The organism is Dyadobacter sp. SRI_021 (assembly GCF_057586235.1).
In genome coordinates, this window is sequence record NZ_JBYCZM010000005.1 from 455,021 (window position 1) to 478,041 (window position 23,021).

General features: G+C 47.4%; 23 protein-coding genes. 16 read left to right on the forward strand and 7 right to left on the reverse strand.

The genetic code is table 11. The features are described 5' to 3' along the window. From AC2YIT_RS18070 to AC2YIT_RS18080, 3 genes are read left to right on the forward strand one after another with little or no spacing between them, the layout of a single operon-like run. Positions 1-816 carry a hypothetical protein gene (locus tag AC2YIT_RS18070; protein WP_430851051.1) on the forward strand — a complete coding sequence of 272 codons (816 nt, stop codon included), beginning with the start codon at positions 1-3 and terminating at the stop codon, positions 814-816. Positions 817-828: 12 nt separating this feature from the next. After that, positions 829-1,209, forward strand: coding sequence for a GntR family transcriptional regulator (locus tag AC2YIT_RS18075; RefSeq protein WP_430851049.1), 381 nt, complete (start codon positions 829-831; stop codon positions 1,207-1,209). A gap of 3 nt (positions 1,210-1,212) precedes the next feature. Beyond that, positions 1,213-1,884 (forward strand): hypothetical protein, encoded by a 672-nt coding sequence (locus AC2YIT_RS18080; protein WP_487280091.1) that lies wholly within the window; start codon positions 1,213-1,215, stop codon positions 1,882-1,884. 82 nt (positions 1,885-1,966) lie between these two features. Here the strand turns inward: AC2YIT_RS18080 and AC2YIT_RS18085 are convergent, their stop codons facing one another. The 5 genes from AC2YIT_RS18085 to gndA all read right to left on the reverse strand — a co-directional run bounded on the left by AC2YIT_RS18085 (position 1,967) and on the right by gndA (position 6,804). Next, positions 1,967-2,800 carry an SPFH domain-containing protein gene (locus AC2YIT_RS18085; RefSeq protein ID WP_487280092.1) on the reverse strand — a complete coding sequence of 278 codons (834 nt, stop codon included), beginning with the start codon at positions 2,798-2,800 and terminating at the stop codon, positions 1,967-1,969. Positions 2,801-2,806: 6 nt separating this feature from the next. After that, the gene (locus AC2YIT_RS18090; RefSeq protein WP_487280093.1) at positions 2,807-2,983 is read right to left on the reverse strand and encodes a hypothetical protein; all 177 of its coding nucleotides are present in this window, start codon (positions 2,981-2,983) and stop codon (positions 2,807-2,809) included. 167 nt (positions 2,984-3,150) lie between these two features. Next, positions 3,151-3,870 carry a 6-phosphogluconolactonase gene (gene pgl / locus AC2YIT_RS18095; protein WP_487280094.1) on the reverse strand — a complete coding sequence of 240 codons (720 nt, stop codon included), beginning with the start codon at positions 3,868-3,870 and terminating at the stop codon, positions 3,151-3,153. A 3-nt stretch (positions 3,871-3,873) separates the two neighbouring features. Next, positions 3,874-5,379: a glucose-6-phosphate dehydrogenase gene (zwf, locus tag AC2YIT_RS18100; RefSeq protein WP_430851039.1), complete on the reverse strand. Its 1,506-nt coding sequence runs from the start codon at positions 5,377-5,379 to the stop codon at positions 3,874-3,876. A 12-nt stretch (positions 5,380-5,391) separates the two neighbouring features. After that, complete coding sequence (gndA, locus tag AC2YIT_RS18105; RefSeq protein ID WP_487280095.1) at positions 5,392-6,804, reverse strand: NADP-dependent phosphogluconate dehydrogenase; 1,413 nt, start codon at positions 6,802-6,804, stop codon at positions 5,392-5,394. Between the two features lie 472 nt (positions 6,805-7,276). Here gndA and AC2YIT_RS18110 point away from each other — a divergent pair, with 472 nt between their 5' ends. The 11 genes from AC2YIT_RS18110 to AC2YIT_RS18160 all read left to right on the forward strand — a co-directional run bounded on the left by AC2YIT_RS18110 (position 7,277) and on the right by AC2YIT_RS18160 (position 16,423). Beyond that, the gene (locus AC2YIT_RS18110; protein WP_487280096.1) at positions 7,277-7,441 is read left to right on the forward strand and encodes a hypothetical protein; all 165 of its coding nucleotides are present in this window, start codon (positions 7,277-7,279) and stop codon (positions 7,439-7,441) included. Positions 7,442-7,724: 283 nt separating this feature from the next. Then, positions 7,725-8,570 carry a hypothetical protein gene (locus AC2YIT_RS18115; protein WP_487280097.1) on the forward strand — a complete coding sequence of 282 codons (846 nt, stop codon included), beginning with the start codon at positions 7,725-7,727 and terminating at the stop codon, positions 8,568-8,570. 250 nt (positions 8,571-8,820) lie between these two features. After that, a complete protein-coding gene (locus AC2YIT_RS18120) occupies positions 8,821-10,056 on the forward strand; it encodes a phage integrase SAM-like domain-containing protein (protein WP_486279443.1) in 1,236 nt (411 codons plus the stop codon). A gap of 4 nt (positions 10,057-10,060) precedes the next feature. After that, positions 10,061-11,128: a hypothetical protein gene (locus tag AC2YIT_RS18125; RefSeq protein WP_486279441.1), complete on the forward strand. Its 1,068-nt coding sequence runs from the start codon at positions 10,061-10,063 to the stop codon at positions 11,126-11,128. A gap of 66 nt (positions 11,129-11,194) precedes the next feature. After that, the gene (locus AC2YIT_RS18130; RefSeq protein ID WP_487280098.1) at positions 11,195-11,494 is read left to right on the forward strand and encodes a helix-turn-helix domain-containing protein; all 300 of its coding nucleotides are present in this window, start codon (positions 11,195-11,197) and stop codon (positions 11,492-11,494) included. After that, positions 11,484-12,689, forward strand: a complete 1,206-nt coding sequence (locus AC2YIT_RS18135) for a primase-helicase family protein (RefSeq protein ID WP_486279437.1) — start codon at positions 11,484-11,486, stop codon at positions 12,687-12,689. Before AC2YIT_RS18130 ends, AC2YIT_RS18135 begins: the two co-directional genes overlap by 11 nt. 217 nt (positions 12,690-12,906) lie before the next feature. Then, on the forward strand, positions 12,907-13,842 hold the full coding sequence (locus AC2YIT_RS18140) for a toprim domain-containing protein (RefSeq protein WP_487280099.1): 936 nt from the start codon (positions 12,907-12,909) through the stop codon (positions 13,840-13,842). A 122-nt stretch (positions 13,843-13,964) separates the two neighbouring features. Next, positions 13,965-14,342 (forward strand): plasmid mobilization protein, encoded by a 378-nt coding sequence (locus AC2YIT_RS18145; RefSeq protein ID WP_486279433.1) that lies wholly within the window; start codon positions 13,965-13,967, stop codon positions 14,340-14,342. 43 nt (positions 14,343-14,385) lie between these two features. Beyond that, positions 14,386-15,264, forward strand: a complete 879-nt coding sequence (locus tag AC2YIT_RS18150) for a relaxase/mobilization nuclease domain-containing protein (protein WP_486279431.1) — start codon at positions 14,386-14,388, stop codon at positions 15,262-15,264. After that, positions 15,261-15,797, forward strand: coding sequence for a hypothetical protein (locus AC2YIT_RS18155; RefSeq protein WP_486279429.1), 537 nt, complete (start codon positions 15,261-15,263; stop codon positions 15,795-15,797). Before AC2YIT_RS18150 ends, AC2YIT_RS18155 begins: the two co-directional genes overlap by 4 nt. A gap of 191 nt (positions 15,798-15,988) precedes the next feature. Further along, positions 15,989-16,423, forward strand: a complete 435-nt coding sequence (locus AC2YIT_RS18160) for a response regulator (RefSeq protein ID WP_486279427.1) — start codon at positions 15,989-15,991, stop codon at positions 16,421-16,423. 759 nt (positions 16,424-17,182) lie between these two features. Here the strand turns inward: AC2YIT_RS18160 and AC2YIT_RS18165 are convergent. Continuing rightward, positions 17,183-18,022: a transglutaminase family protein gene (locus AC2YIT_RS18165; RefSeq protein ID WP_486279425.1), complete on the reverse strand. Its 840-nt coding sequence runs from the start codon at positions 18,020-18,022 to the stop codon at positions 17,183-17,185. 271 nt (positions 18,023-18,293) lie between these two features. Here AC2YIT_RS18165 and AC2YIT_RS18170 point away from each other — a divergent pair, with 271 nt between their 5' ends. Together AC2YIT_RS18170 and AC2YIT_RS18175 are read left to right on the forward strand one after the other, a co-directional pair. Then, positions 18,294-20,537: a glycosyltransferase family 4 protein gene (locus AC2YIT_RS18170; RefSeq protein WP_486279423.1), complete on the forward strand. Its 2,244-nt coding sequence runs from the start codon at positions 18,294-18,296 to the stop codon at positions 20,535-20,537. Further along, positions 20,534-21,544, forward strand: a complete 1,011-nt coding sequence (locus AC2YIT_RS18175; RefSeq protein ID WP_486279421.1) for a glycosyltransferase family 4 protein — start codon at positions 20,534-20,536, stop codon at positions 21,542-21,544. The genes AC2YIT_RS18170 and AC2YIT_RS18175 overlap by 4 nt, the downstream gene beginning before the upstream one ends. Here the strand turns inward: AC2YIT_RS18175 and AC2YIT_RS18180 are convergent. Beyond that, positions 21,541-23,013, reverse strand: a complete 1,473-nt coding sequence (locus AC2YIT_RS18180) for a glycoside hydrolase family 130 protein (RefSeq protein WP_486279419.1) — start codon at positions 23,011-23,013, stop codon at positions 21,541-21,543. The genes AC2YIT_RS18175 and AC2YIT_RS18180 overlap by 4 nt on opposite strands. Positions 23,014-23,021 lie beyond the last annotated feature (8 nt).

Consider the following 23,021-nt stretch of genomic DNA (forward strand, 5'->3'; position numbering starts at 1 on the left):
ATGAACCAGATCTTTAACATTCACCGTTTCACATTGGCCTTTCGACTGGAAATCGCTGAAAGAGGCCGGAATTACTTACTTATGGCAGCGCTGATGGCCTTCGCGATGACCGTTCTGATGGTTCCCGTTACGATGTCGCGCGAATTCAGCGGATTCAGGGAGGTGTTACATTTTTTTTCATTATTCCTGATTCTTCTTTTCGGGGGCAGCTTGTTTACGAGCGGCGCGCTGTCTCAATATACAAGCTCCGCCACCGGCATTTCCGGATTAATGATCCCGGCTTCGACTACTGAAAAGTTTTTGAGCTCGCTGCTGTTTACCCTACTTTTCCTCGTTCCGCTGTTTTGCTTTTACTGGTGGCTGCACTACTACACATTGGAAATAGCCAACGCAAAGCTTACCAACCAAGCCTTCAAATACCACCCAATACCCGTCGATATTGTGAATTACACCACATTCGGGTATTTCGGCATTCACGCTTGTGTGTTTTTCGGGTCAATTTTTTTCAAAAAGAATGCTTACATCAAAACTGCGGTCGTCGTGATAGGCATAGCCTTCGTGGTCAGCGTCGTCAACACGATGATTGCCATCAATTTCACAGATAATCCCACCAGAGTGACCGCCTTGCCGTTGAGCGGCTGGAAATTGTGGTATTATAATGAAGACGGTAATGCAACAAAATGGCGATTTGCCTCAATTTTCTACTACCTCCCGCTGTCCGACAATCTTTTGCTGATGGCGCAACTCGTTACGGGGGCATTTATCATACTGCTCTGGATGTGCGCATTTTATCAGCTGAAAGAGCGGGAGATTTAACATTTGAAAACAATGGAATTTAAAGACAAACAGGCCATTTACCTTCAAATCGCGGATTATATCTGTGAGCAGATCCTGCTGGGCAAATGGCCGCCGGGCGAGCGCATTCCCTCGGTTCGCGACCTCGCTGCAATGATAGAAGTTAATCCAAACACGGTCATGAGAACATACGACTTTCTGCAAGGCAAGGAGATCATCTTCAATAAAAGGGGCATTGGTTACTCTGCCGACGAAAAGGCGGCTGAAAAAATCCTCGATTACAAAAAGGAGCGCTTTCTCGCTACCGAACTGCCGGAGTTCTTCAAAAATATCTACCTACTGGGCATAGATATCAATGAGCTACGCGCGCGGTACGAGAAGTTTGTGGAAGAAATGTACCCTTTAACCAAATAGATCATGAAGACCAGCCATATACTTTTTCTCTCGACCCTCTCACTTTTTATAGCATTCACGCTGGGTATCAATTGGATACTAAAAGGCGAGTTCGAAAAAATCGACAAGACTGATCCTTATGTGGGTTTTTCCAGTCATCCGCTGAAACCATTTAAATATGTCAAACTTCACGGCACCGGTTTCGGGCTGACGGAAATCCGGACGGATAAAGCGCCTGAACTGAAAATGACCATCGAGCCAAAATTCCTCGATTGGAAAGTCTCCAACGACACGCTGACGATCTTCTATAAAGACGATTGGAAACGTAATAACATGGTCATCGGCGCGGATTACGAGTCGCGGCCGTCGATTTATGTGTTCACGCCGGAATTAGCAGGTATCACTTCCGACCAGATTCGATCGAGGGTTATGGGTGCTAAAACTCCTCATTTGGACATTCACCAGAATGGCGACGGCATGCTGATCATGCGTTCCCAAATCCTGGAAATCAAGGCTGACATTAAGCATAACGGTTACCTGCGCCTTCACGCTTCCAACAATCCTATGAATGTGGACATTCAGGTGGCGGACACCAGTTCTTTCCAAAGCGATAGGGACATATTCAAACGCTTCAATGCCTCGATCGACAGCACGGCCCATTTGACTGTGCCGGGAAGTGTTATCAAAAAATTCTAATAAAAAACGCCCCGGAACTGATAACCGTAGAAGTTACGTGCTTCTGCGGACGGTCGTTCCGGGGCCTTTTGTTGGTTTGGCCTTACTTAATCCCCAACATCAAACTCGTGCTACCGCCCGCATTCGTGGTCGGCAGCACGCCATTCCATTTGGCAACCCATTCTTGCTGTATAAGCAATGGCGTCAGTGTTTTTTGTCTCAACTGGTTGGCCTCCGCTTCCGCCTTGGCTTTGATTAGTGTAGCTTTCGCCTGCCCTTCCGCACGGGCAATGAGGACTTTAGCCTCCGCTTCGGCTTGTTTCGCCTGGTTTTCGGCTTTCAGACGCGCCTGGATCGAGGCGTTCTTTTCGTCGATCATTTGCCTCAAAGATGGCGGCGGGGTGATGGCTGATGTCAGCTGGTCATATACGAAGCCGTCTTTGCCCAGTGTTTTAGTCAAAACATTCTGAACCCGGTCTTCGAAAACTTCCCGGTTAGACATGACGCTATCGGAGGTAAATGAGTTCGCTACAATTCGGTAGGCGTCGTAGATGGTGTTTTTCATAAATCCCTGCTGGATTTCCACTAACGGTCGTCTGTATTGGCGGTAGATTTGCGGCACTTTGTCGGGGTTAATGTGGTAGTTCAATTTCGGGTCCACTTTGAATTCCGCGGCGTCTTTGGTCGTGATCACAAAGGATTCATAATCAACACTCTGTGTATACGTCGGAAACTCCACGATCTTGGTCGTCCAGGAGTTATACCAGACGCGGCCCGTCACCAAGGTGATATTGTCGACGCCTTTCTCGCTGCCGTACAGGTTAATGCGGATACCTACATTACCCGCGTCGATATTTTCGAACGAAAACGGCTGTATCGCGAGGGCCATGATGAATACGATGGTTGTCAGAATTCCAATAATAATGTTTCTCTTCATGTTCGCTTATAGTTTAGATTTCAATTGGTTTACGATTTGCCCCAGGACAATATATAGGAAATAAAGTGCGCCGCCGACAATCGCCAAACCGGCAAAAACGAGCCAATCGGACTGGGCATTGACGAGCCGGAGCGCGTAGGTTACCACGATGATAACCGCCGCGATTTTCAGAATGTGTACCATGTAAGTGAGGTTTGTTTCGCGTAAAATTAATACGCTATTCAGCCAAGGGCCGTTAGATTTTATCCAATGGCGCTGCGGATTGTTAAGCGCTTCAAAAACCCCATAAACAGCACGAAGCGCGCCGACGGATCGACGCGCTTCGCAGCAATTGGAATAACAATATAATCTTAAAGCAATGCAGCCGCAGCTTCGTCCACAAACCAGTGCAATTGCCCTTTTACAGGCTGAATGATCTGTGACGGATAGAGATCGATATTTCTATCTCCCTTCAAAACCTGCTTCAAAACTTCCGCCTTACCAGCGCCAGCCGCCAGGAACGCCACGCAAGCTGCATTGTTGACAACCGGGGCCGTGAGCGTAATGCGGTACATGTCCTGGGCTTGCAGGAAAAATGAAGTCGCTAGCGCATTTTGTTCATGAATCACCTTTGTACCCGGGAACAGTGACAATGTGTGACCGTCATCTCCCATGCCGAGCAATACGAAATCAAAAGTCGTTTCGGAGCCGTCGAAATAGCTTTTTACTATTTGCTCATATTCAGCAGCTGATTCTTCGGGAGTTATATTTGTGCGCATGATGTGGATGTTTTCAGCCTTCACAGGCACTTTATCCAGCAGTTCTTCATAGCACATTTTGGCATTATTCCGCGAATCCTCAAACGGCACCGCGCGCTCGTCACCCCAAAAGAAATGCAGTTTCTCCCAGGGAATCGACTCTTTGTAAGGCGATTCGGCCAGTAATGCGTACAATGCTTTTGGCGTACTTCCACCCGACAACACGAACGTGAAACGGTCCTGTTTGGCAAGCACTTGCTGAATGTAATTATTAATCCATTCAGCAAGGCTGGCACTTAATGTTTTGGTATCCTTCTCGATATGCAACTCCATAGCTTACGGGGTTGGAGGCAGGTTGAGCCAGGTATGTCCGTCGCGGGCGATGAGTGCGTCGGCTGCGTCCGGACCCCACGAATCAGGTGCATAGTTCGGGAAATCCTGCGGCGGGCGGTTTTCCCACGCTTCCAGGATCGGCATGATCACTCTCCACGCGGCATCCACCTGGTCATTACGCATGAACAGCGTCGCATCGCCTTCCATTACGTCCAAAAGTAAGGTTTCGTACGCCTCTGGTGCGTGCTCCCCTGCTGCATCGTAATCGAAAGTCATATCCACCGGATCGAGCATCATCGTTTGTCCCGGGCGCTTGGCCTGGAAGCGGATGCTGATATCCATATTTGGCTGAATGCTGATGGTCAGACGGTTGGAACGCCAGGTCTCAGCAGATTCGGGCGGGAATGCATAATGCGGAGCCTGTTTGAAATGCAGTGTAATATGGGTCGCTTTCTGGTTCAGGTATTTACCGGTACGAACGTAGAAAGGAACGCCCTGCCAGCGCCAGTTGTCGATATAGAACTTCACCGCCGCGAATGTATCAATATTCGACTGCGGGTTCACGCCTTCTTCCTGCCGATAACCGACCACTTTCTCACCTTTTTTCCAGCCACCCGAGTATTGTCCACGAACAGCGAAATCGTGTACCTGCTCCTTGGTAATGCGGCGGATCGCATTCAGTACATCCACCTTTTTATTACGGATCTCATTTGCATCGAACGACACCGGCGGTTCCATTGCGATCATACACAGGATTTGCAGAATGTGGTTCTGCACCATGTCGCGCAATGCACCCGCGTGCTCGAAATAGCCTCCGCGGCCTTCCAAACCCACTGCCTCCGCTGCCGTGATCTGAATATGATCAATATAATTACGGTTCCAAAGCGGCTCGAACAATGCATTCGCAAAACGCAGTGCAAGGATATTCTGAACCGTTTCTTTGCCCAGGTAATGGTCGATACGAAAGATTTGCTCCTCGGCGAACATGCTCGAAAGCAGCAGGTTCAATTCGTGAGCGCTTTCCAGGTCGTGCCCGAATGGTTTCTCCACTACAATGCGGGTCGTGCTTTTATCCCCGCAGAGCTTCAATGCGCCCAGTTTCTGAGCGATCGAAGGGACAAGCTGAGGCGCCACCGCGAGGTAGAAGATCACATTGGGATGCACACCCCATTCTTCTTCCTTCTCTTTAACCAGATCGGTGATCTTGTGGTAAGCTTCCGCATCGTCCCCGTCCATTTGCAGGTAGGAAACGTGCTGCGTGAAATCCGTCCAGTGACCATTTTGCTTACCCTTGCGGCGCGAGAATTTCGTCACGCCGTCCAGCAAATGCTCATGGTATTTTTCATTGGAATAAGCGCTCCGGCCGATACCCGCGATTGCAAACTGATCGGGCATCCAGTTATCCAAAAACAAGTTATAGAGAGCGGGAGTGAGTTTCCGGTAGTTGAGGTCCCCGCTTCCTCCGAAGATAAAGAGCACCGAGGCAGGGGGACGTTTATTGGTTTGCATAAAATTTCTGATTTATTGTTGACCCCATTCTGTATGGAATGTACCTGGGATATCGGTACGTTGGTACGTATGTGCGCCAAAGTAGTCACGTTGCGCCTGGATCAGGTTCGTAGGCATGTACGCTGTTTTGTAGGCATCGAAGTACGCCAGCGACGACATCAAAGCAGCAGCCGGGATGCCCGACTGGGCGGCAAATGCGATCAGCGAACGCGTATTACCTTCCACAGACTTAACCAATGCAGCTACCTCTTGGTTCAACAGAATATTGGGCAATTCCGGGGTTTGCTTGTAGGCGTTCGTAAACACGCCGAGGAGCGACGAACGGATAATGCAACCGCCTCTCCACACGCTTACTACGTCCGTCAGCGGGATCTCCATTTGCAGATCTTTCGACGCCTGGAACAGCATTGCGAGACCTTGCGCATAGGCCAGAATGGTGGCAAAGTACAATGCATCATGAACCTCCTGGATAAGCACCTGGGTCTCCTCTGAAATAGCGGTACTTGCTCCGTACAATTCGGCGGCAACCACTCTTTCGTCCTTATAGCCGGACAACGTACGCATCGCCACCGCCGTATCGATCACCGGAACGGCCACAGGAAGCTCCATCGAGTCTTGCGAAGTCCACTTACCGGTCCCTTTCGAACCTGCTTTGTCGGAAATAACGTCGACCAGGTGAGCGTTGGTCTTGTCGTCTTTTTGCAGGAAAATATCAGCGGTAATTTCCACCAGGAACGATTGCAAATCACCTTCATTCCAGCTTTTGAATACTTCGTGGAGCTGTTGGTTGCTCAAACCGGCCTTTTTCAGGATCGCATACGATTCGCTGATGAGCTGCATGATCGCATATTCGATACCGTTATGCACCATTTTCACATAATGGCCGGCACCTTCTTTGCCCAGGTAAGCCACGCAAGGCTCGCCATTTACTTTCGCTGCAATGGCTTCAAGCATCGGCTGCACGTGCGCATAAGCCTCCTTATCGCCTCCTGGCATAATGCTCGGGCCTGTACGGGCACCTTTTTCACCACCCGAAACACCGATTCCCATGAAATGAATGTCCTTTTCACGGAGGTATTTCACGCGACGGAGCGTGTCTGTATAGTGGGAGTTTCCTCCATCAATAATAACGTCGCCTTTTTCAAGAAGCGGTAACAGGGATGCAATCACATCGTCGACCGGCTGGCCGGCTGGCACGAGCATCATTACCTTGCGGGGGCGTTGCAACAGCTGGATCATTTGGGCAAGTTCCGAAACGCCCTTAACAGTGGTGCCCGGGGTGGCACTGGATTCCAACGCAGAATTTTTGGTTTCATCCTTATCGAAACCGATAACAGAGAAACCATGATCGGCCATGTTCAGTAACAGGTTTCTTCCCATTACGCCCAGTCCGATCATTCCAAAATCGAATAAGTTCTGTGACATAGATTAAACGTCTTGAATTAAGAAGCTGCAATATCAGGGTTTTTCAAAGACCAGCTTACATCTTTGTTGACATTCTATTTAAAATTTAAAATCTTCTCAATATTTTATTAAATCCATTTCTACTATGGTTATTTTATAGTTATGCAAGTAGTTATTATTTACTATACACATTACTATATACTACAAATTTATCAAGGTCGCCCTTCTGGCGATCCTCGCTTCGTGCAATGCGTTTTCGCAAGACTCGCTTGTTATCAAAAACCGCTTCCTGGAAAGAAAATTCACCATCGGTGATAATTCTTTCTACACATCCCGTTTCCAGCATCTTCTGACGAACAAAGATTACAGCCGCCCTGGCTCGGAGGAGTTTTATTTTACAATTAATGGTACACACGCGAGCAGCAACGGTGCGCATGGGCTACTCAATTACATTAAACACACCTCCACCAAAACCAGTGACGATATTCAGAAAGTGACCGTACAACTTGCCGGAAAGCAGAGTACCAGCGCAGAAAATGTGACAGTGCAATTAACCTACGAAGTATACGACGAGCTACCGGTGGTGCGAAAGCAAATCAGCATTACTAACAACACTTCAAAACCATCGCCGTCGCGGATCTGGAAGTCGAACGACTGAACCTCGTACCGGTTTCTTCTCAACAAAGCGAACTATACACCAATTACGGTTCGCGCTTCGCCTGGCGCCTCTACCACGGTGACCACCATGATGCTACCATTTTTGTATACAACAATTATGCAAAAGAGGGATTTATCCTTGTTAATGAAGCGCCCAGCGTACTTAAAAAGACCGAAGTTTACGCCGATCATCATCGCATTTCGATCGGTATGACGAGCCTTGCCGATCACTATCCGTTGCCTCGGGGTATTATGATTATGTTTTAGAGAAAATAAAGCGCCACGTGCGCGAAAACGACCTGGCCTACATTAAACTGGATCTAGCCATCGCCAACTCTGCGTATGTGCTCGATTATGACAAAAAAGGCGATTACAAATCCGAAGGCAAGGGTTACAAAGACCGCGAAAGTTCCTATTATGCCATCTATGAAAAGGCATTGCAGCTCTTCGACGACCTGCACAAAACATTCCCCGATCTGCTTATCGACTGCACGTATGAAGTGTGGGGAGAATACTACATTAATGACTATGCATTAATCGAACACGCCGATTACGATTGGCTTACCAACTATGATGACGACGCGCCCGTCGGACCGATCAACATCCGCCAAATGGCCTTCGACCGCAGCCGCGCCATCCCGACCGCGACCAACCTGATCGGCAACCAGTTTATGGACTCCCCGTATTCCAAGTACACGTTCTTGTCCCTAGCCTCGGTCAAACCAATCCTCGTCGGCGATTCCCGCAAGCTTCCAGCCGAACTGAAACCGTGGTATTTGAAATGGAATACCTGGTTCAAAATGATGGATCAGAAATACCAGTTTACACGCTTCTCCTATGTTTCGGACATTTTTCAGCGCCCCACCTTGAGCAACTGGGACGGCGTTTACAAATTCAACAAAGAGAAACAGGGCGGCGTGCTGTTCTTTTTCAGAAACGGATCGGTTGAAAGCTCCCGCACCTTTGCGTTTCCACTTACCGAGCCTGGCAGCCGGTACCGATTCTTTTCGCCGGAGGATGGGAAGGATTGGGGCATTCGCAGCGGAAAGGATTTAATTGAAAAAGGAATTCAGATAACTATTGACAAGCAGTTTGATGCGATGGTATTGGGTATTGAGAAGATAGAGTAGCCAAAAAGCAAAAATGCCGCTCCTGAGATTTCAGAAGCGGCATTTTGTGGAGAATATCGGATTCGAACCGACGACCTCTTGCATGCCATCCAGATTTTTGAGGATTTTTTGTATATTTGATTTTTATAAAAAACAGTCTAACATATTGAATATTAGTCAGTTAATTGAGTTTCTTTAAGTTTGCTTAATTATCCTTAGACAAGAAATGTTCGACCTATGTTCGACCTAATTTTGATCAAAATATGCACTGATGGCACTCTCAACCAAGTTTATCCTAGCTTCCAAAGTTAACGATTCGTGCGAGTATCCGATAATGCTCCGCATCATTATTAACCGTAAGAACCAGTTGGTCAGCACAAAGAAGAGCTGTAAACAAGAAAATTGGCTCGAAAATCAACAGCAAGTTGCCCGCGGTCACCCTAAGCATCAGGAGATCAATTTACTCCTTAGAACAATCGTTTCTGAGTTAGATTTTCTCATCATATCCGAAGGAAAAAAAGGTCGAAAGCCAACGTTCGACGAAATGAAAAGTGTGGTTCGTAGTTTGACCGGAGCAACGAAAGAACCGGAGAGCAAATCACTTTTTAAGCTCTTTGAGGACCATATTTCTCTGCTCAATCAGCAAAACCGGATTGGCTACGCGGACACCTTTAAATTTACACTGAGCAGCCTGAAAGGGTTTGTGAAAAACAAAGACCGAGATCTCCTATCTATCAATCTAAATTTTCTGAAGAAATATGAAGAATACTTGATGGAACGCGGATGCGCTATTACCACAAGAAGTGTCTATCTAAGGACCTTTAGAACGATGTGGAAGGTGGCAATCCGAGAAAAATTTTGCCCCGAGGGCCACTATCCTTTTAAAGAGCTCGCATTTGGCAAATACAACAACCCTAGGACAAAAAAAAGAGCGATTCAAAAATCGCAGATTGATCAAATCTCAGCACTAGTGATCGATCCAATGAATGATACACTCATTAATTCACGTAATTACTTCCTTTTCAGTTTTTATTGCCGAGGAATCAATTTTACGGATCTTGCAAGTTTAAAATGGGATAACATTGTTGATGACGAACTTGAATATATCAGATCGAAAACCAAGGAAGAATTTCGTTTTAAGCTCCATCCAGAAGCTATGCGGATCCTTGATTTTTACCGAAACCTTCGAGGCAACAGCGATGCCGGCTACATCTTTCCCATATTGTACAAAAGACACGACAGCATACAGTCGATCAGATATAGAAAGCAGAAGATTCGAACGCGGGTTAACAAGGACTTACAAGAATTGGGTGCAATCTTAGGCATTCAGAAGAACCTGACTACGTACGTGGCCCGACATTCATATGCAACCACGCTCCGGAGAAACGGAGTATCCAAGGAGAATATAGGCAGATCATTGGGACATGACAGCTTAAAAACAACTGATATTTATCTGGAAGACATCGGGGATCCAATTTTGGATGAACTGATTAACTCAACGCTTTGAACGCATGTATTTTTTCAATTTGCCAGGCTTCGACCCTGATCTCGGTATAAATCTGGACGATCAGGGACGGTTTCCATATTTAAGGTTTGCAGATCATGTTTTTCGCAGAGGAAAAGTAGATTATCTAGCACGCAACTTCCGCTTTGAGAACATTGCTGACAAGACAATGCCGCCGCTCTTTCTCAGTGAACCGCATCTGGAAGCCATTTTCGACCTAAAAGACCAGAGAAATATCATCGTAGATCATCATAGCCCAATCTCGGAGTCTTATGCCGACGAACTGAGAGTGCTATTTGAAAAAGGTTACTTCGACGCGATGAAGGAGTATCCACAACAAATAGTCTCTATTCTCTATAATCCTGACAACGAAAGCAAAATCGCTCATTTGGAGCAATTCATTGAATTTTGCTCCTATCATTTATACTTCGAGGGATTTGCCGTTCCTTCCTGTTTATACACGCTTGGATTCATCCAGGCGTACCTTGTTCGAGCTTGTGGAGATAGAATAAATGCACTTCGCCTACCTAAATACAAACCTCCGGTCGTGTTACAGAAGCAAGAACTGCCAGTGGTCGAAGCGCAAACGAAAGGTCCGGAGCGAATTCCCCTGGACTACGCGGTTGACGAAATCATATCCATGTGGTTGATTTTAATTGATGCATGGAAATGTAAGGCAGTGGGCTCCATTCAGGTTTTCACCAGTGAAGAGGAAGTGTTGCAGCTGTTGGGAATGATGTTCGAAGAAAAAGGAGGCAGACTGCCCAGACCTGAACACAAGTATTTTGAAATGCCTCCGGGAAACTACGAGCGTGTTTTAAACCTGCTTATGCACGCGACCTATAAGCTGAACACAGATCGGAATAATATTGGGCTTGACAGATACTGTCAATTGCTGCTCGATACATTTTCGTGCTACTCGAAAACGAAGCTGGAAAGCCTTCGCAGTAACATCAATAAAGCGCGTGGCAATATCGTGCAGAGTATCGGTAGTCTGGCTGATAGCCCGCATTCTAAAAATGTTCTGAAAACATTAAGGAAAATAAACGAGTACGGAGTTGAAGATCTGACTTAGTCAACTTCATATTGTTTTTCCCCGATTTTCTAGCCTTGCTTTGCCCATCACCAAAACGCAAAAGGGATGAGCACTACAGTTCTAGTTTCAATGAACGATCAGCAATTATCAGAGTTGATCGAATCTTCACTGCGCCGGGTTTTAGAGTCAAAACCGGAGGCTGCCGCCGATACCAGTGACACTTTGCTGGACACCAAGGAGGCGGCGCGCCTGACCAAATACAAGGAGACTTCCATTTATGGGCTGGTGAAAAGAAAAAAGATTCCGTTCTGCAAAATGGAAGGGAAGTTGCTCTTCTCACGCAGGGAGCTCCTGGAATGGATAGCCAATGGTCAGCAAAAAATAGGAGGTAGCCATGAAAGATAATCCGGTCTATCTGCGCATCGGCACCGGTTACTTTAAGAAAGTCAACCGGCCACTATCTTCCGGCGACACGATCTCCTCCTTGATCCCCTGGTCAGCTGAATGCATCCGGCTGGATCATAGCCGTGAATATTTGAAAGACCGGGTGGAGTGCTACGACGGCTTTTGTTTCGTCCCGAGCCACTTAGACTACCAACAAAAGGTCGGCGGGTTCTATAATCGCTACCAGCCATTCCAACATGAGTCGCGGCACGGCGATGCCTCGGTGATATTCCAGTTCCTGGGGCACATTTTCGGCGAGCAGATCGAGATGGGTTACGATTACTTCAAAATCCTGCTCGAACGTCCTACCCAAATCCTGCCTATCCTGTGCCTGGTCAGCGAGGAGCGCGGAACCGGAAAGACCACATTCCTGCATTTTGTCAAATCCATTTTTGGCGAAAATATGACGATCAACAGCAACGAAGATTTCCGCTCCAACTTCAACATCGAATGGGCGCAGAAACTGGTCATCGGGGTGGACGAAACGTTCCTGGATAGAAAGGAGGATTCAGAGCGGATCAAGAATCTGAGCACGGCCCGGTTTTACAAAGTTGAGGCCAAAGGCCATGACCGGCAGGAGGTGGAATTCTTCGGAAAATTCGTTTTGTGCAGTAACAATGAAGATCACTTTATCATCGCTGAGCCAGGGGAAATTCGCTATTGGGTGAGAAAGGTGCCACCGCTAAAATCAGAGAACCACCACCTGCTTGCCCAGCTACGGGCCCAGATCCCGTTCTTTCTGGATTTTTTGGTGAGCCGTGACTTCGTCCACCCCAGTAAAACAAGAATGTGGTTTACGGCCGATCAAATTGCGACACCCGCATTGAAAAAGCTGCTGAACCAGAATCGGAACAAGCTGGAAGTTGAAATCGCCCATATCCTGCTGACGATCGCAGACGAAAAGGAGCTGGATGAAATCCGGTTTTGCACCGGCGATGTCCAGGACTGGCTCAATAAAAAGCACATCCGTTTCAAAGACCTCTCACAGATCAAGCGGATCCTGCAAAATGCCTGGAAGTTGAGCCCGGCGAGTAATTCACTGACTTACCCGCAATACAAATTTTTAACCGACGGTTCCGTCTTCGAGCAGACCGGCAAGGGCAGGTTCTATACCCTATCCCGAAGACGTATAAATGAGCTCAACGAATTGCCCTAATTTTTGATGCTTTGATGCGCATCATATTTAATTAATTGATTAATAAATAATTACAGCGCATCAAAATCCGCATCAACGCGCATCAATCACTGGATAGCGATGCGACCCCTGATGCATTTTGATGCTTTTCTGATGCGGGCTTAAATGATTAAAAGCCAATCAGTTGCAAGCTATCCGCATCAATTCATCATTTTTTTTACTTTCAAGCCCAGTAATTATGACTTGCGAGCAAGCCAAACAGATGTCTATGGTAGACCTGCTGGAACACTGCCATATCCGTCCTCAATATGTCCGGGGACAAGACCATTGGTACCTCTCCCCGTTCAGGGACGAGAAAACGCCTTCTTTCAAGGTCAATGCGAGGTTGAATCTCTATTATGATCACGGAAATGGTCAGGGAGGTGATATTATTGATTTAGGACGTACCCTGTTTCATTGCGATACAAAAGCATTGTTGGAAAAATTGGATTCTGGTCTTTTTCTATTTCAACCGCAAAACCTAAAATCGACCGGCTTGCATATAGACAGTGGCGTTACCACGGCCAGGGCTCTCGATCAATCTGGCATCCATATTACTGCTTTAAAGGAGTTAGGCAGTAACCTGGCAATTACCCAGTACCTGGAATCGCGCGGTATCGATCTGGCCGTTGCTAAATCATACTGTCGCGAGGTATACTATCGGATCGGTGACAAGAATTATTTCGCCGCCGGTTTCGAAAACCGGTCGGGTGGTTGTGAGCTGAGAAGTGCCTATTTCAAGGGCTCGACATCTCCAAAGGACATATCCCATATCGATAATGGCCATAGCTCGGTCTGCGTGTTGGAAGGCTTTATGGATTTCTTGTCGCTTCTCTCGCTTCGAAAACAGGAGCAGGTCCAGACCGACTTTGTAGTGCTCAATTCGGTGAGTCTGGCAGAGCGCAGTGTGGACATTGTCAAAGGTTACAGCACCGTATTTTTATATACGGATCACGATGCAGCAGGGAAAAAGCTGCTTGAAAAATTCGAGAACGTGGGGCTCAATTGCGTCGATGCCTCTGGTATCTATAAGGATTACAAGGACCTGAATCAGCTGCTGGTTGCAAGCAAACATCCGGAAAAACAGCCCCAACATCAGCACCGTCACAGGAAGTCGCGAGGACTGGGCCTCTAAGTTTCTTTAAGGGAGCAAGTTTGTGTTTTCGCTTCGCAAAAACTCATTCCGGCACCGCCGGAACTCAAACTTGCTTTTACTCCCGATGGTCGCAAAAGGTAATCAACAGATTTTATCAACGAATGAAAGAGGTAGAAAGCATGGAGCAAAAGTCACACAAATCCAAAGGTGGAAGGCCGCCCAAAAAAGTCAAACGAAACGCGCAACTAATGGTCCGGCTATCGGAAACCGAGCGGTTTTTGATAGAGTCCAAAGCCAAGGACGCAGGCCTGCGTCCAAGCACCTGGCTAAGGCAAGCAGCTAAGAAAGCCAGGGTTGTTGCGCGGCTCTCCGCGGAGGAGGCTGGCTTCGTTAGAATGCTGGCTGGCTTGGCTAATAACTTGAACCAGCTGCTCAGATTTACGAATATGCAGGGGCTGCTTTACGAGACAAGAAAAGCCGCGCAGCTACTATCAGACATTGATCATTTACTCAAAAGACTCACTAACGATGATCGGTAAGATAATGATAGGATCAAGTTTCGGAGGGGCAGTCAGGTATGTCATGCAGAAAGAGCAGGCTATCGTGCTTCATGGCGAAGGCGTCAGGACCCTGGATGTAAAGTCAGCTATCCATGACTTCAATGCTCAGCGCCAGATGAATCCCGAGCTGGGCAAGGCTGTCGGCCACCTGGTGCTGAGTTGGAGTGCGTTTGACAAGGATAACCTCTCACAAAAAGTCATGGTCGAGAGGGCTACCGAATATATGGCCAAAATGAAAATCCAGAACACCCAATATCTGATCGTTGAACATCGCGATACCAATCAGCCGCATATTCATATTCTCTACAACCGGGTCGATAATGCTGGCAAATCCATTTCGGACCGCTTTCAGAAGCGAATCAATCAGAAGGTTTGCAAAGAGATGACCCTGAAACATGGATACTACATGGGCAAAGGAAAAACGCTGGTTAACCGAGCGAGGCTTAAAGGGATTGATAAAACACGTTATGAGCTGGCAGATCAGATCAAGATGGCAAGCAGATCGGCAGTGAATTGGAAACAATTGGAAGGCGCGCTTTCATCGAGCGGAATTGCCCTCATCTACAAATACAAGTCTGGTACCGATCAGATTGAAGGTATCAGCTTCCAGAAGGATGGAACGGTGTGGAAAGGCTCAAAAGTGGACCGAAGCATGAGCTTTCTGGCACTTGATAGAAAGCTGCGGGAAAATTTTCAACAACAGATGTCGATTAGGCGTCGGATGTTGGATCGGGGGATACTACCGCCTGCGCAAGAAAAAATGCTAACTCACCGATATGGTTTGCCACACTATAAGGAAGAAAACTTGCTGAAAGATTTGATAGATCCGGTACATCATCACGAGACGATTAATCCAGAGCTTAAAAGAAAACGCAAAAAATCGAGAGGACTGCATTTATGAAAAATATTGAAAATAAACTCGATGAATTCGAGCAGGTACTGGCTATCCTGATAAAAAAAATTTCAGTGCTGGAAAGCCTGTTGATTGATCCCAAAGTGCCGGTCGATGATTTAGCACGCCAAATGCTGGCAGACATTCAAGCTAGCTTAGCAAAGATACCCTCGGGGAACATGATGCTTTCCGACATAGGTAGTATTCGAAAGCGCCTTGATGCGTTATCGCATACTCTGGAAAATCCTAAGCCAGTCACGTTCGATTGGAAGGCTAAAAGTTATCTTGTCTCATTTTCAGTACTGCTTTGTGTTACCGCTTCTTCGCTTGCGGCAGTTAGATGTTCGAATGAGGAAATTGAACAGCGGCGTCGCACAGCGGCAAGGTACGAAGTGGCCCGGCAGTTATCTCCTCGTTTAACGGGCATGATTGATCAAGCTTTCGACCAAACAACGGAACCCTCAGTAGATTCGCTTCGGCATGTGTGGGCGTCTTTGGATTTAAATTCACGAAAGCTTAATAATAACCGCCGGAATAGATAATAAACTAAGTAGCGGTTGATGTCGATGCTAGCGCCATTTTTCGAGTCAAAACCGGGGCACTTTCTTGTTACGCTCTTACACCGGAGCCCGCCAAAAATCGGCCTGGTGGCGTTGTATCCAGTTGTTAATGAAATCGACGATCTTGGACTGGACCGAGATTTGTAAACCATCCGTTTTAATCCTCATATCAAATGAACAAAAAAGGCATTATTATAGTGATTGAGGATGATTTAGACGATCAATTCGTGCTCGAAGAGGCTTTCGTGGAGCTTGATTTCCCCAACAAAAGGATTTATTTCCCCGACGGATTTGCAGCACTAGACTATTTGCATGCGCACCATGGCTCCATTTTCTTGATACTATCGGATGTAAATCTGCCAAAGCTCACAGGATTAGAGCTGAGAGTTGAATTAAAGAAGAATGCGGACATAGCACTTAAATGTGTGCCTTACCTGTATTTGACGACATCGCTTAACCATGCTCATGTGGTCGAAGCCTACTGCGATTCGGTGCAGGGTTTTTTCGTGAAACCGGCCGACTTTGAGGAGATAAAAGAGCTGTTGGAAACTATTATTCGCTATTGGACTGCTTCTGCATCAAGCCGACTACATGAAGAATGTTTTTAGATTTTAAGCTATGTAAGCTCCCGAGCTAAAAACGATATGGGACAAAGTAGACGGACATAAAATAAGGTGTCGGATTTGGACGCTATATTCCCTTCAAGGGCTGAGAGTAACTACATTCATCGTCTGACAAGTTGTCAAAGTTTTGTTAATAGGTAGGTTTTAACTACATCTTCAAAAGCTTCTTTTGTTTTTAGCTTTGAGGGGTCTAATGCAGAAAATTGAAACAATCTGTCTTTCAGCTCGTCGTGTAGGTAAAAGGAAATAGAGCCTTCTTTTATGTAGATTCTTATATGTCGTCCCGCGGCAGAGAGCCAGTCCATGTATTCAATGTAGTCCTCGATGTCAAAATCTTCTACCTCCGCCAAAAAGGTGTATCCGTAAAGAGACATTTTTATTCCTGCTTATTCTCCTTCTTTGCCAGTTCTGTTTTCCGATACTTCAAACTTTCATGAGGTCTGTATAGCCTAAACGTTTATTTTTCAGAACAGGCGCCGCGGATACTTCGGACCCCATGGTATCCTTTATCTTTCTGCAATTTTGAAAAAATTGAATTTATTGCAACAACAATGCCGGCGTCTAGGTCTTGTTTCCCATAATACCTTGTGCGTATGCGGAAAGTTCCAGGATTCTGATTAAGATCAAAAGTCTGTACTCGCTTGCGACAATTCATTGTTGTGTTACCTCAACGATAACCCAGGTACAATCGCGATAAGAGATTAGCGATAAGGTTCGGACAACTGGGATAAACGGCGTTGCTGTCTAGTGATTTGTTAGTTCAAATTGATAGGTCATTGTAGCTGAGCAGGGCTCGGTTAGTCCTTCCACCAGTGCGACCTGCTCTGGACCGGGTCCGATCGCAAGTGGGATATGGCCTTCACTGGTAAACAGGCCCGAGGTCGTGTCCAAACCAATCCAGCTGGCCCCTGGTATGAAAACTTCTGCCCAGGCATGCAGTTCAACTGAGTCGCCCGATGTGGTACCTAATTGTATCAGATAACCTGATACAAACCTGCTTGCCAGTCCTAATCGTCGCAGCACCTGAACCATGAGCCATGCAGAATCGCGGCAAGAACCAGTACGGGTTCTCAGGGTCATCTCGCATGACTGCACGCCTGGCTCTAATCTCTGCACGTAACGGATATAATTACAAATATGCTGATTGAGCTGTACCAGGAAAGAGAGAGTTTCACCATGAAACTTTTCAGCGCAGCCAACGAATGCGGTGAGGGCAGAGCTCCTGTCTACGATCTGCAAATATGGCAGCAAAGCATTTTTAACGATCGAAGGATACAAAAATGGGAAGTACTGTGATTCATCGTCGACTAGCACATCGAAGGGGTTGAAACCGGTCAGCTTGATTTCCAGAGTAACGTCCACCGACATAAAATCTGTTGTCTCATCGAAATCGGCCCGCGCCATTTTATTGCCGTAAACATCGTGTTGCCAGTATAGGCGATTAGCGGGCCGCAGCACAAAGCTGTATCCTTCGATGACCGCCTGGGTATCGCGCTGCGGAGCAAGGCGGAATCTGTGTGGGGACAGAAGTACTTTGTGATCGTATCTGTAGTCTATTCTGTGCTTAACTGAAACGCGCGTCATCTAGTCGATCTTCGATTTACTATCCCGCTTCTCCTTCTTGTCCGCGCGCTTTTCTTTCAGGTTTTTGGCGGGCTTTTTTTTGTCACTTTTCTGCTGGTTTTTTTCTTTTGACATGGTTTTTAGTTTTGTTGTAAGGTAGGTCCTTTTCCCTGATATTCAACATGTTTTATGGATTCATGAGGATTCTGTAAAATATTTGGTGGCAGCTGAAATATTCCCGGGTAATGCGGTTTAATTAGGTTATCTTACAACAAATCAACAAACGGCCGAAATGAAAATTGCCTTTATAGGAACTTACCCGCCAAGGGAGTGCGGAATTGGCACTTTCACTCAAAATTTATTTCATTCTAGCGTCGGAGAGGAAGCCGTGGTAGGCGGCTCGCAAGGCTTTGTGATCGCGATTGACGACAATGGCCTGCATTATGATTACCCCAAAGAGGTCAAGCTCACTATCCGGCAAGAAGAGCAGACCGATTACCTGGAAGCAGCCAATCTCATTAACCTGAGCGGGGCTGATATCTGCATCCTCGAACACGAATTCGGTATATTCGGTGGGCAGGACGGCATCTACATCCTGCCGCTATTATACCGACTCAAAATTCCGCTGATTGTGACACTGCATACCGTCCTGAAAACGCCTTCCTACAATCAGAAGGCTGTGATGACCGAGATATGTAAAATTGCGCAGTCGGTAGTGGTCATGAGCCAGACCGCGGTAGATATGCTGTCGGATGTCTACAAGGTACCCATCGACAAAATCGCCCTTATTGCACATGGTGTGCCGGACATACACTTTGGTCAACTTCTGGCCAAGAAAGAGTTCAAGCTTTCCTCCAAGCAGGTGCTGTTGACCTTCGGATTTATCGGGCGTAATAAAGGGATTGAGACAGTCCTGAGGGCCTTGCCCGAGGTAGTGAAGAAGTATCCGCAACTAGTTTATATTGTGCTGGGAAAAACACATCCCAATGTAGTCAGGCATGCCGGGGAAGAATACCGTGTCTTCCTCGCAGGCCTGGTCAAACAGCTGGGTATTGAAAAGCATGTCGTATTCCTGAACGAGTTCATAAGTCAGTCCGAGCTTTTCAAATACCTCTCCGCCTCCGATATATATATCACCCCTTATACCAGCGAGGCTCAGATCACCAGCGGGACACTTTCCTATGCGATCGGCGCCGGCAATGCAGTGATTTCTACGCCGTATTGGCATGCGGCAGAACTGCTCGCCGATGGCAGGGGCCGCCTTTTCAACTTCCACGACTCACCGGCACTCACCGAGATATTGCTTGAACTACTGGATCATCCCGACCAGATGCAACAGCTCCGCAAAAATGCATTCGATTATGGTCGCGAAATAACTTGGCCGAAAATCGGGGAAAAATACCTGGAATTGGCGGAATCAATAGCGAAAATCGGACTGGATCTTGAATCGGGCAGTCCGATGATTCTGGACCCGCTTGCGCTCCCGCCATTCCTGCTCGATCATGTTCAGCGCCTCACCGACGACACCGGCATTATCCAGCACGCCAAATACGGGATTCCGAACCTGAAAGAAGGCTATTGCCTGGATGATAATGCAAGGGCCTTGCTGATGGTGTTGATGACCTACAAAAGAAACAAGCATCCACTTGCCTTGAAACTGTCGCCCACCTATTTAAGCTACATCAATTACATGCAGACCCAGGACGGCATGTTCAGAAACTTCCTGAGCTTCAACCGGAACTTTCTGGATGAAGTGGGGTCAGAGGACTCTTTTGGACGTACCATATGGTCATTGGGCTATCTGCTCGGGAATGCGCCTAATGACGCCTATTACCAGACCGGCCGCGAGATTTTCTTTGACGCCGTGCCGAATTTCACCAATCTCAGATCTATCCGAAGCATTGCCAATACCATCGTCGGGATATGCCATTACCTGAAAAGCAATCCGACAGACGAAGGGATGATCAAGATATTGGAAGCCCTGACCGGCAGGCTTCTCACCGAATACGATATCCACCGCAGCAATGATTGGCAATGGTTTGAATCGCTGCTGGCCTATGACAATGCATTTTTGCCTTTGGCGCTCCTGCATGCTGCTGAGTTTTTGCATGATCCCCGCGTCTTCGAAGTAGCAATAGAAAGCATGGATTTCCTTTCGGATGTAACGCTCCGTAACGGCTATTTGTCGGTGGTGGGCAACGAGAACTGGTACGGCAGAGATCGCGAGCAATCGATGTTTGCTCAGCAACCACTGGATGCCCTTGCCATGGTATTGATGTTCCATCAGGCATTCCGGCTTACCAAAGATCAATCCTATATCCAGAAATTATCCACCTGTTTCATGTGGTTTTTAGGAGAAAACGACCTCCGGGTAAGCCTTTACGATTTTGAAACAAAGGGCTGCTGCGACGGTTTGGAAAGCACAGGCGTCAACCGAAACCAGGGAGCCGAGAGCACATTGGCCTACCTGATCTCCCATTTAAGCGTGCTCGAAGCATTTGAGGAAGTCACCAAAATGGAAGCCGAACTGGTATGAGAGTGGCTATACTATCATCGATCGCATGGCGTACGCCGCCCCGGCAATATGGGCCATGGGAGCAGGTGGCCTCGTATCTGACGGAGGGGCTCGTCGAGAAGGGGGTAGATGTAACGCTTTTTGCCACAACCGATTCGATGACTACGGCAAAACTGGAAGGAACCTCGCACGCTCCCTATGCGGAAGACAGGGACATCGACCCAAAAGTGGCCGAATGTCTGCACATCAGCCATTTGATGGAAAATGCCTCCCGATTTGATCTGATCCACAATCATTTCGATTTTCTCCCACTAACCTATTCAAAGCTTATCCCCACCCCAATGCTGACGACGATCCATGGATTTTCATCCCCGAAAATCCTGGATGTCTACCGGAAGTATAACGGATCATGTTTTTACGCATCCATTAGCAATGCCGATCGTAGCGACGAGCTGGACTACATTGCAACAGTTTATAACGGTGTCGACGGCAAGGATTTCCCTTTCGAGAGAAACCCGCAAGATTATCTGCTGTTTTTCGGACGTATTCATCCCGAAAAGGGAACGCTGGAAGCGATTCAAATAGCCCGAGAGTCAGGGAAAGTCCTGCTAATAGCGGGGCTGATTCAGGACGATGCCTATTTCGAGCAAAAGATCGAGCCCTGCGTCGACGAAAGATCAGTCTTTTATATTGGGAACGTCGGGCCATCCGAGCGGAAAACGTTACTCGGAAAGGCGCTCGCTCTGCTTCACCCGATCCAGTTCGACGAACCTTTTGGTTTAAGCGTCGCAGAATCGATGTTCTGCGGTACACCGGTGATCGCCTTTAACCGTGGCTCGATGTGCGAGCTGATTATCGACGGGAAAACCGGGTTCCTGGTCCATACAATCGGTGAGGCCGTTCAGGCTGTAAAAAGGGTTGCACAGCTTGACAGGCAGGAATGCCGCCAATGGGCGAAGGCGATGTTTTCGAAAGAAAAGATGGTGGACAATTACATGAGCGTCTACGAAGAAATTCTCCGGCATTAGTTCTTGTCGACGATAAGGTCTTCTAATAATTCTTCTAAATTGACCACTGCATAAGTAGAAGCATAGTCGGAAGTCGCATAGGGGATAATCAGACTCTGATTGTGCACAAATGCGCCACAGGAATACACGACATTCGGCACATAACCATCGCGCTCGCTTGCATTGGGGATCAGTAGGGGGTTAATCAGACGCCCTATCTCATTTTCAGGACTTTCCAATTCAAACAGCGATGCACCTAGCACGTACTCCCGCATCGGGCCGACTCCGTGCGTTAATACCAGCCATCCCGCCCGGGTTTCAATGGGTGAGCCGCAATTGCCGATTTGAACGAATTCCCAGGGGAATTTGGGTGTCTGGATCAACGTGGCCTTGCGCCAAACGCTGATATTATCCGAATAGGCAATGTAATTATTTACGCCGTCGATACGGCAAAGCATGGCGTATTTACCCTTGATCTTGCGGGGAAAAAGTGCCATTCCCTTGTTTTGCGCAATCTCTCCGTGCAGCGGCAGTACTTTGAAATGATAGAAGTCGCGGGTAGTCAAGAGCTTGGGTAGGATATTGACGCCATCGTACGCCGTGTAGGTAGCATAGTAGGTCCGCTCTTGCTTGTCATCGGTGAAACAGACAAACCTCGCGTCTTCGATACCTCTTTTTTCCGTATCGGCGATGGGAAAGATCACACGTTCTGAGATGTCGGTATCAAGGGAAAAATCCATTTCATAGTGCGAAGAGGCCAGCCACATTACCTCGCGGAGAAACACCGCGCCCGCGATGTCCATCTCCGACAACCCGCTGGTTTCTTCCACATACCGTTTGAGTTCTTCGTACGTAAAAGTCTCGGTCAACTTTCTTTCCAAAGCCGGATACGCAAGATTATCCAAATCCTGCATTTCACCCAATTTTGACAGAAACGACTTTTTCTTATAGATGTGGTTGCGCACATGCTCGGGAGAATCGAGTAACCGGCCAGGCGTATCGATGACAATATCATCGTTTTGGTCAATGAGTGCAGAACGGAATACAATAGATGATATATGTCCTTCCCCCGTAGCCCGAAAGCTGAGGATCACCCGCGTTTCACCCGGTTCGACCCCGGATTGATCGGGATCGGCCACAATCGACGGGTTGAAAAAGGCCGCAGCTTCGATGGAGTATTCCATCGTGAAATAGGCGCCGATCAGCAGACGCTGGTTCGTCTCCAGATCCTGTGGGTCTATCTGCATGGCTTTGAGCAGAACTTCCAGCTTTCGAAAATGCCGTTCGAATACTTTGAGGATATTCCGGTGCCGTTTCGCGTACTTTCTCAGAACGTTGTTCAGTTGCCGTACCTGAGTGCCTGCATCAAGAGCGAGAATAATCGATATCAGTTCTTTACTCCTATCCTCGCCATTGTATAGAAATCGCGCAATGACCCGGCTCGAATCAGGTTGAAAAATGGTGTCTTTCCGAATGAGATGTGCGGCCATGATCGATA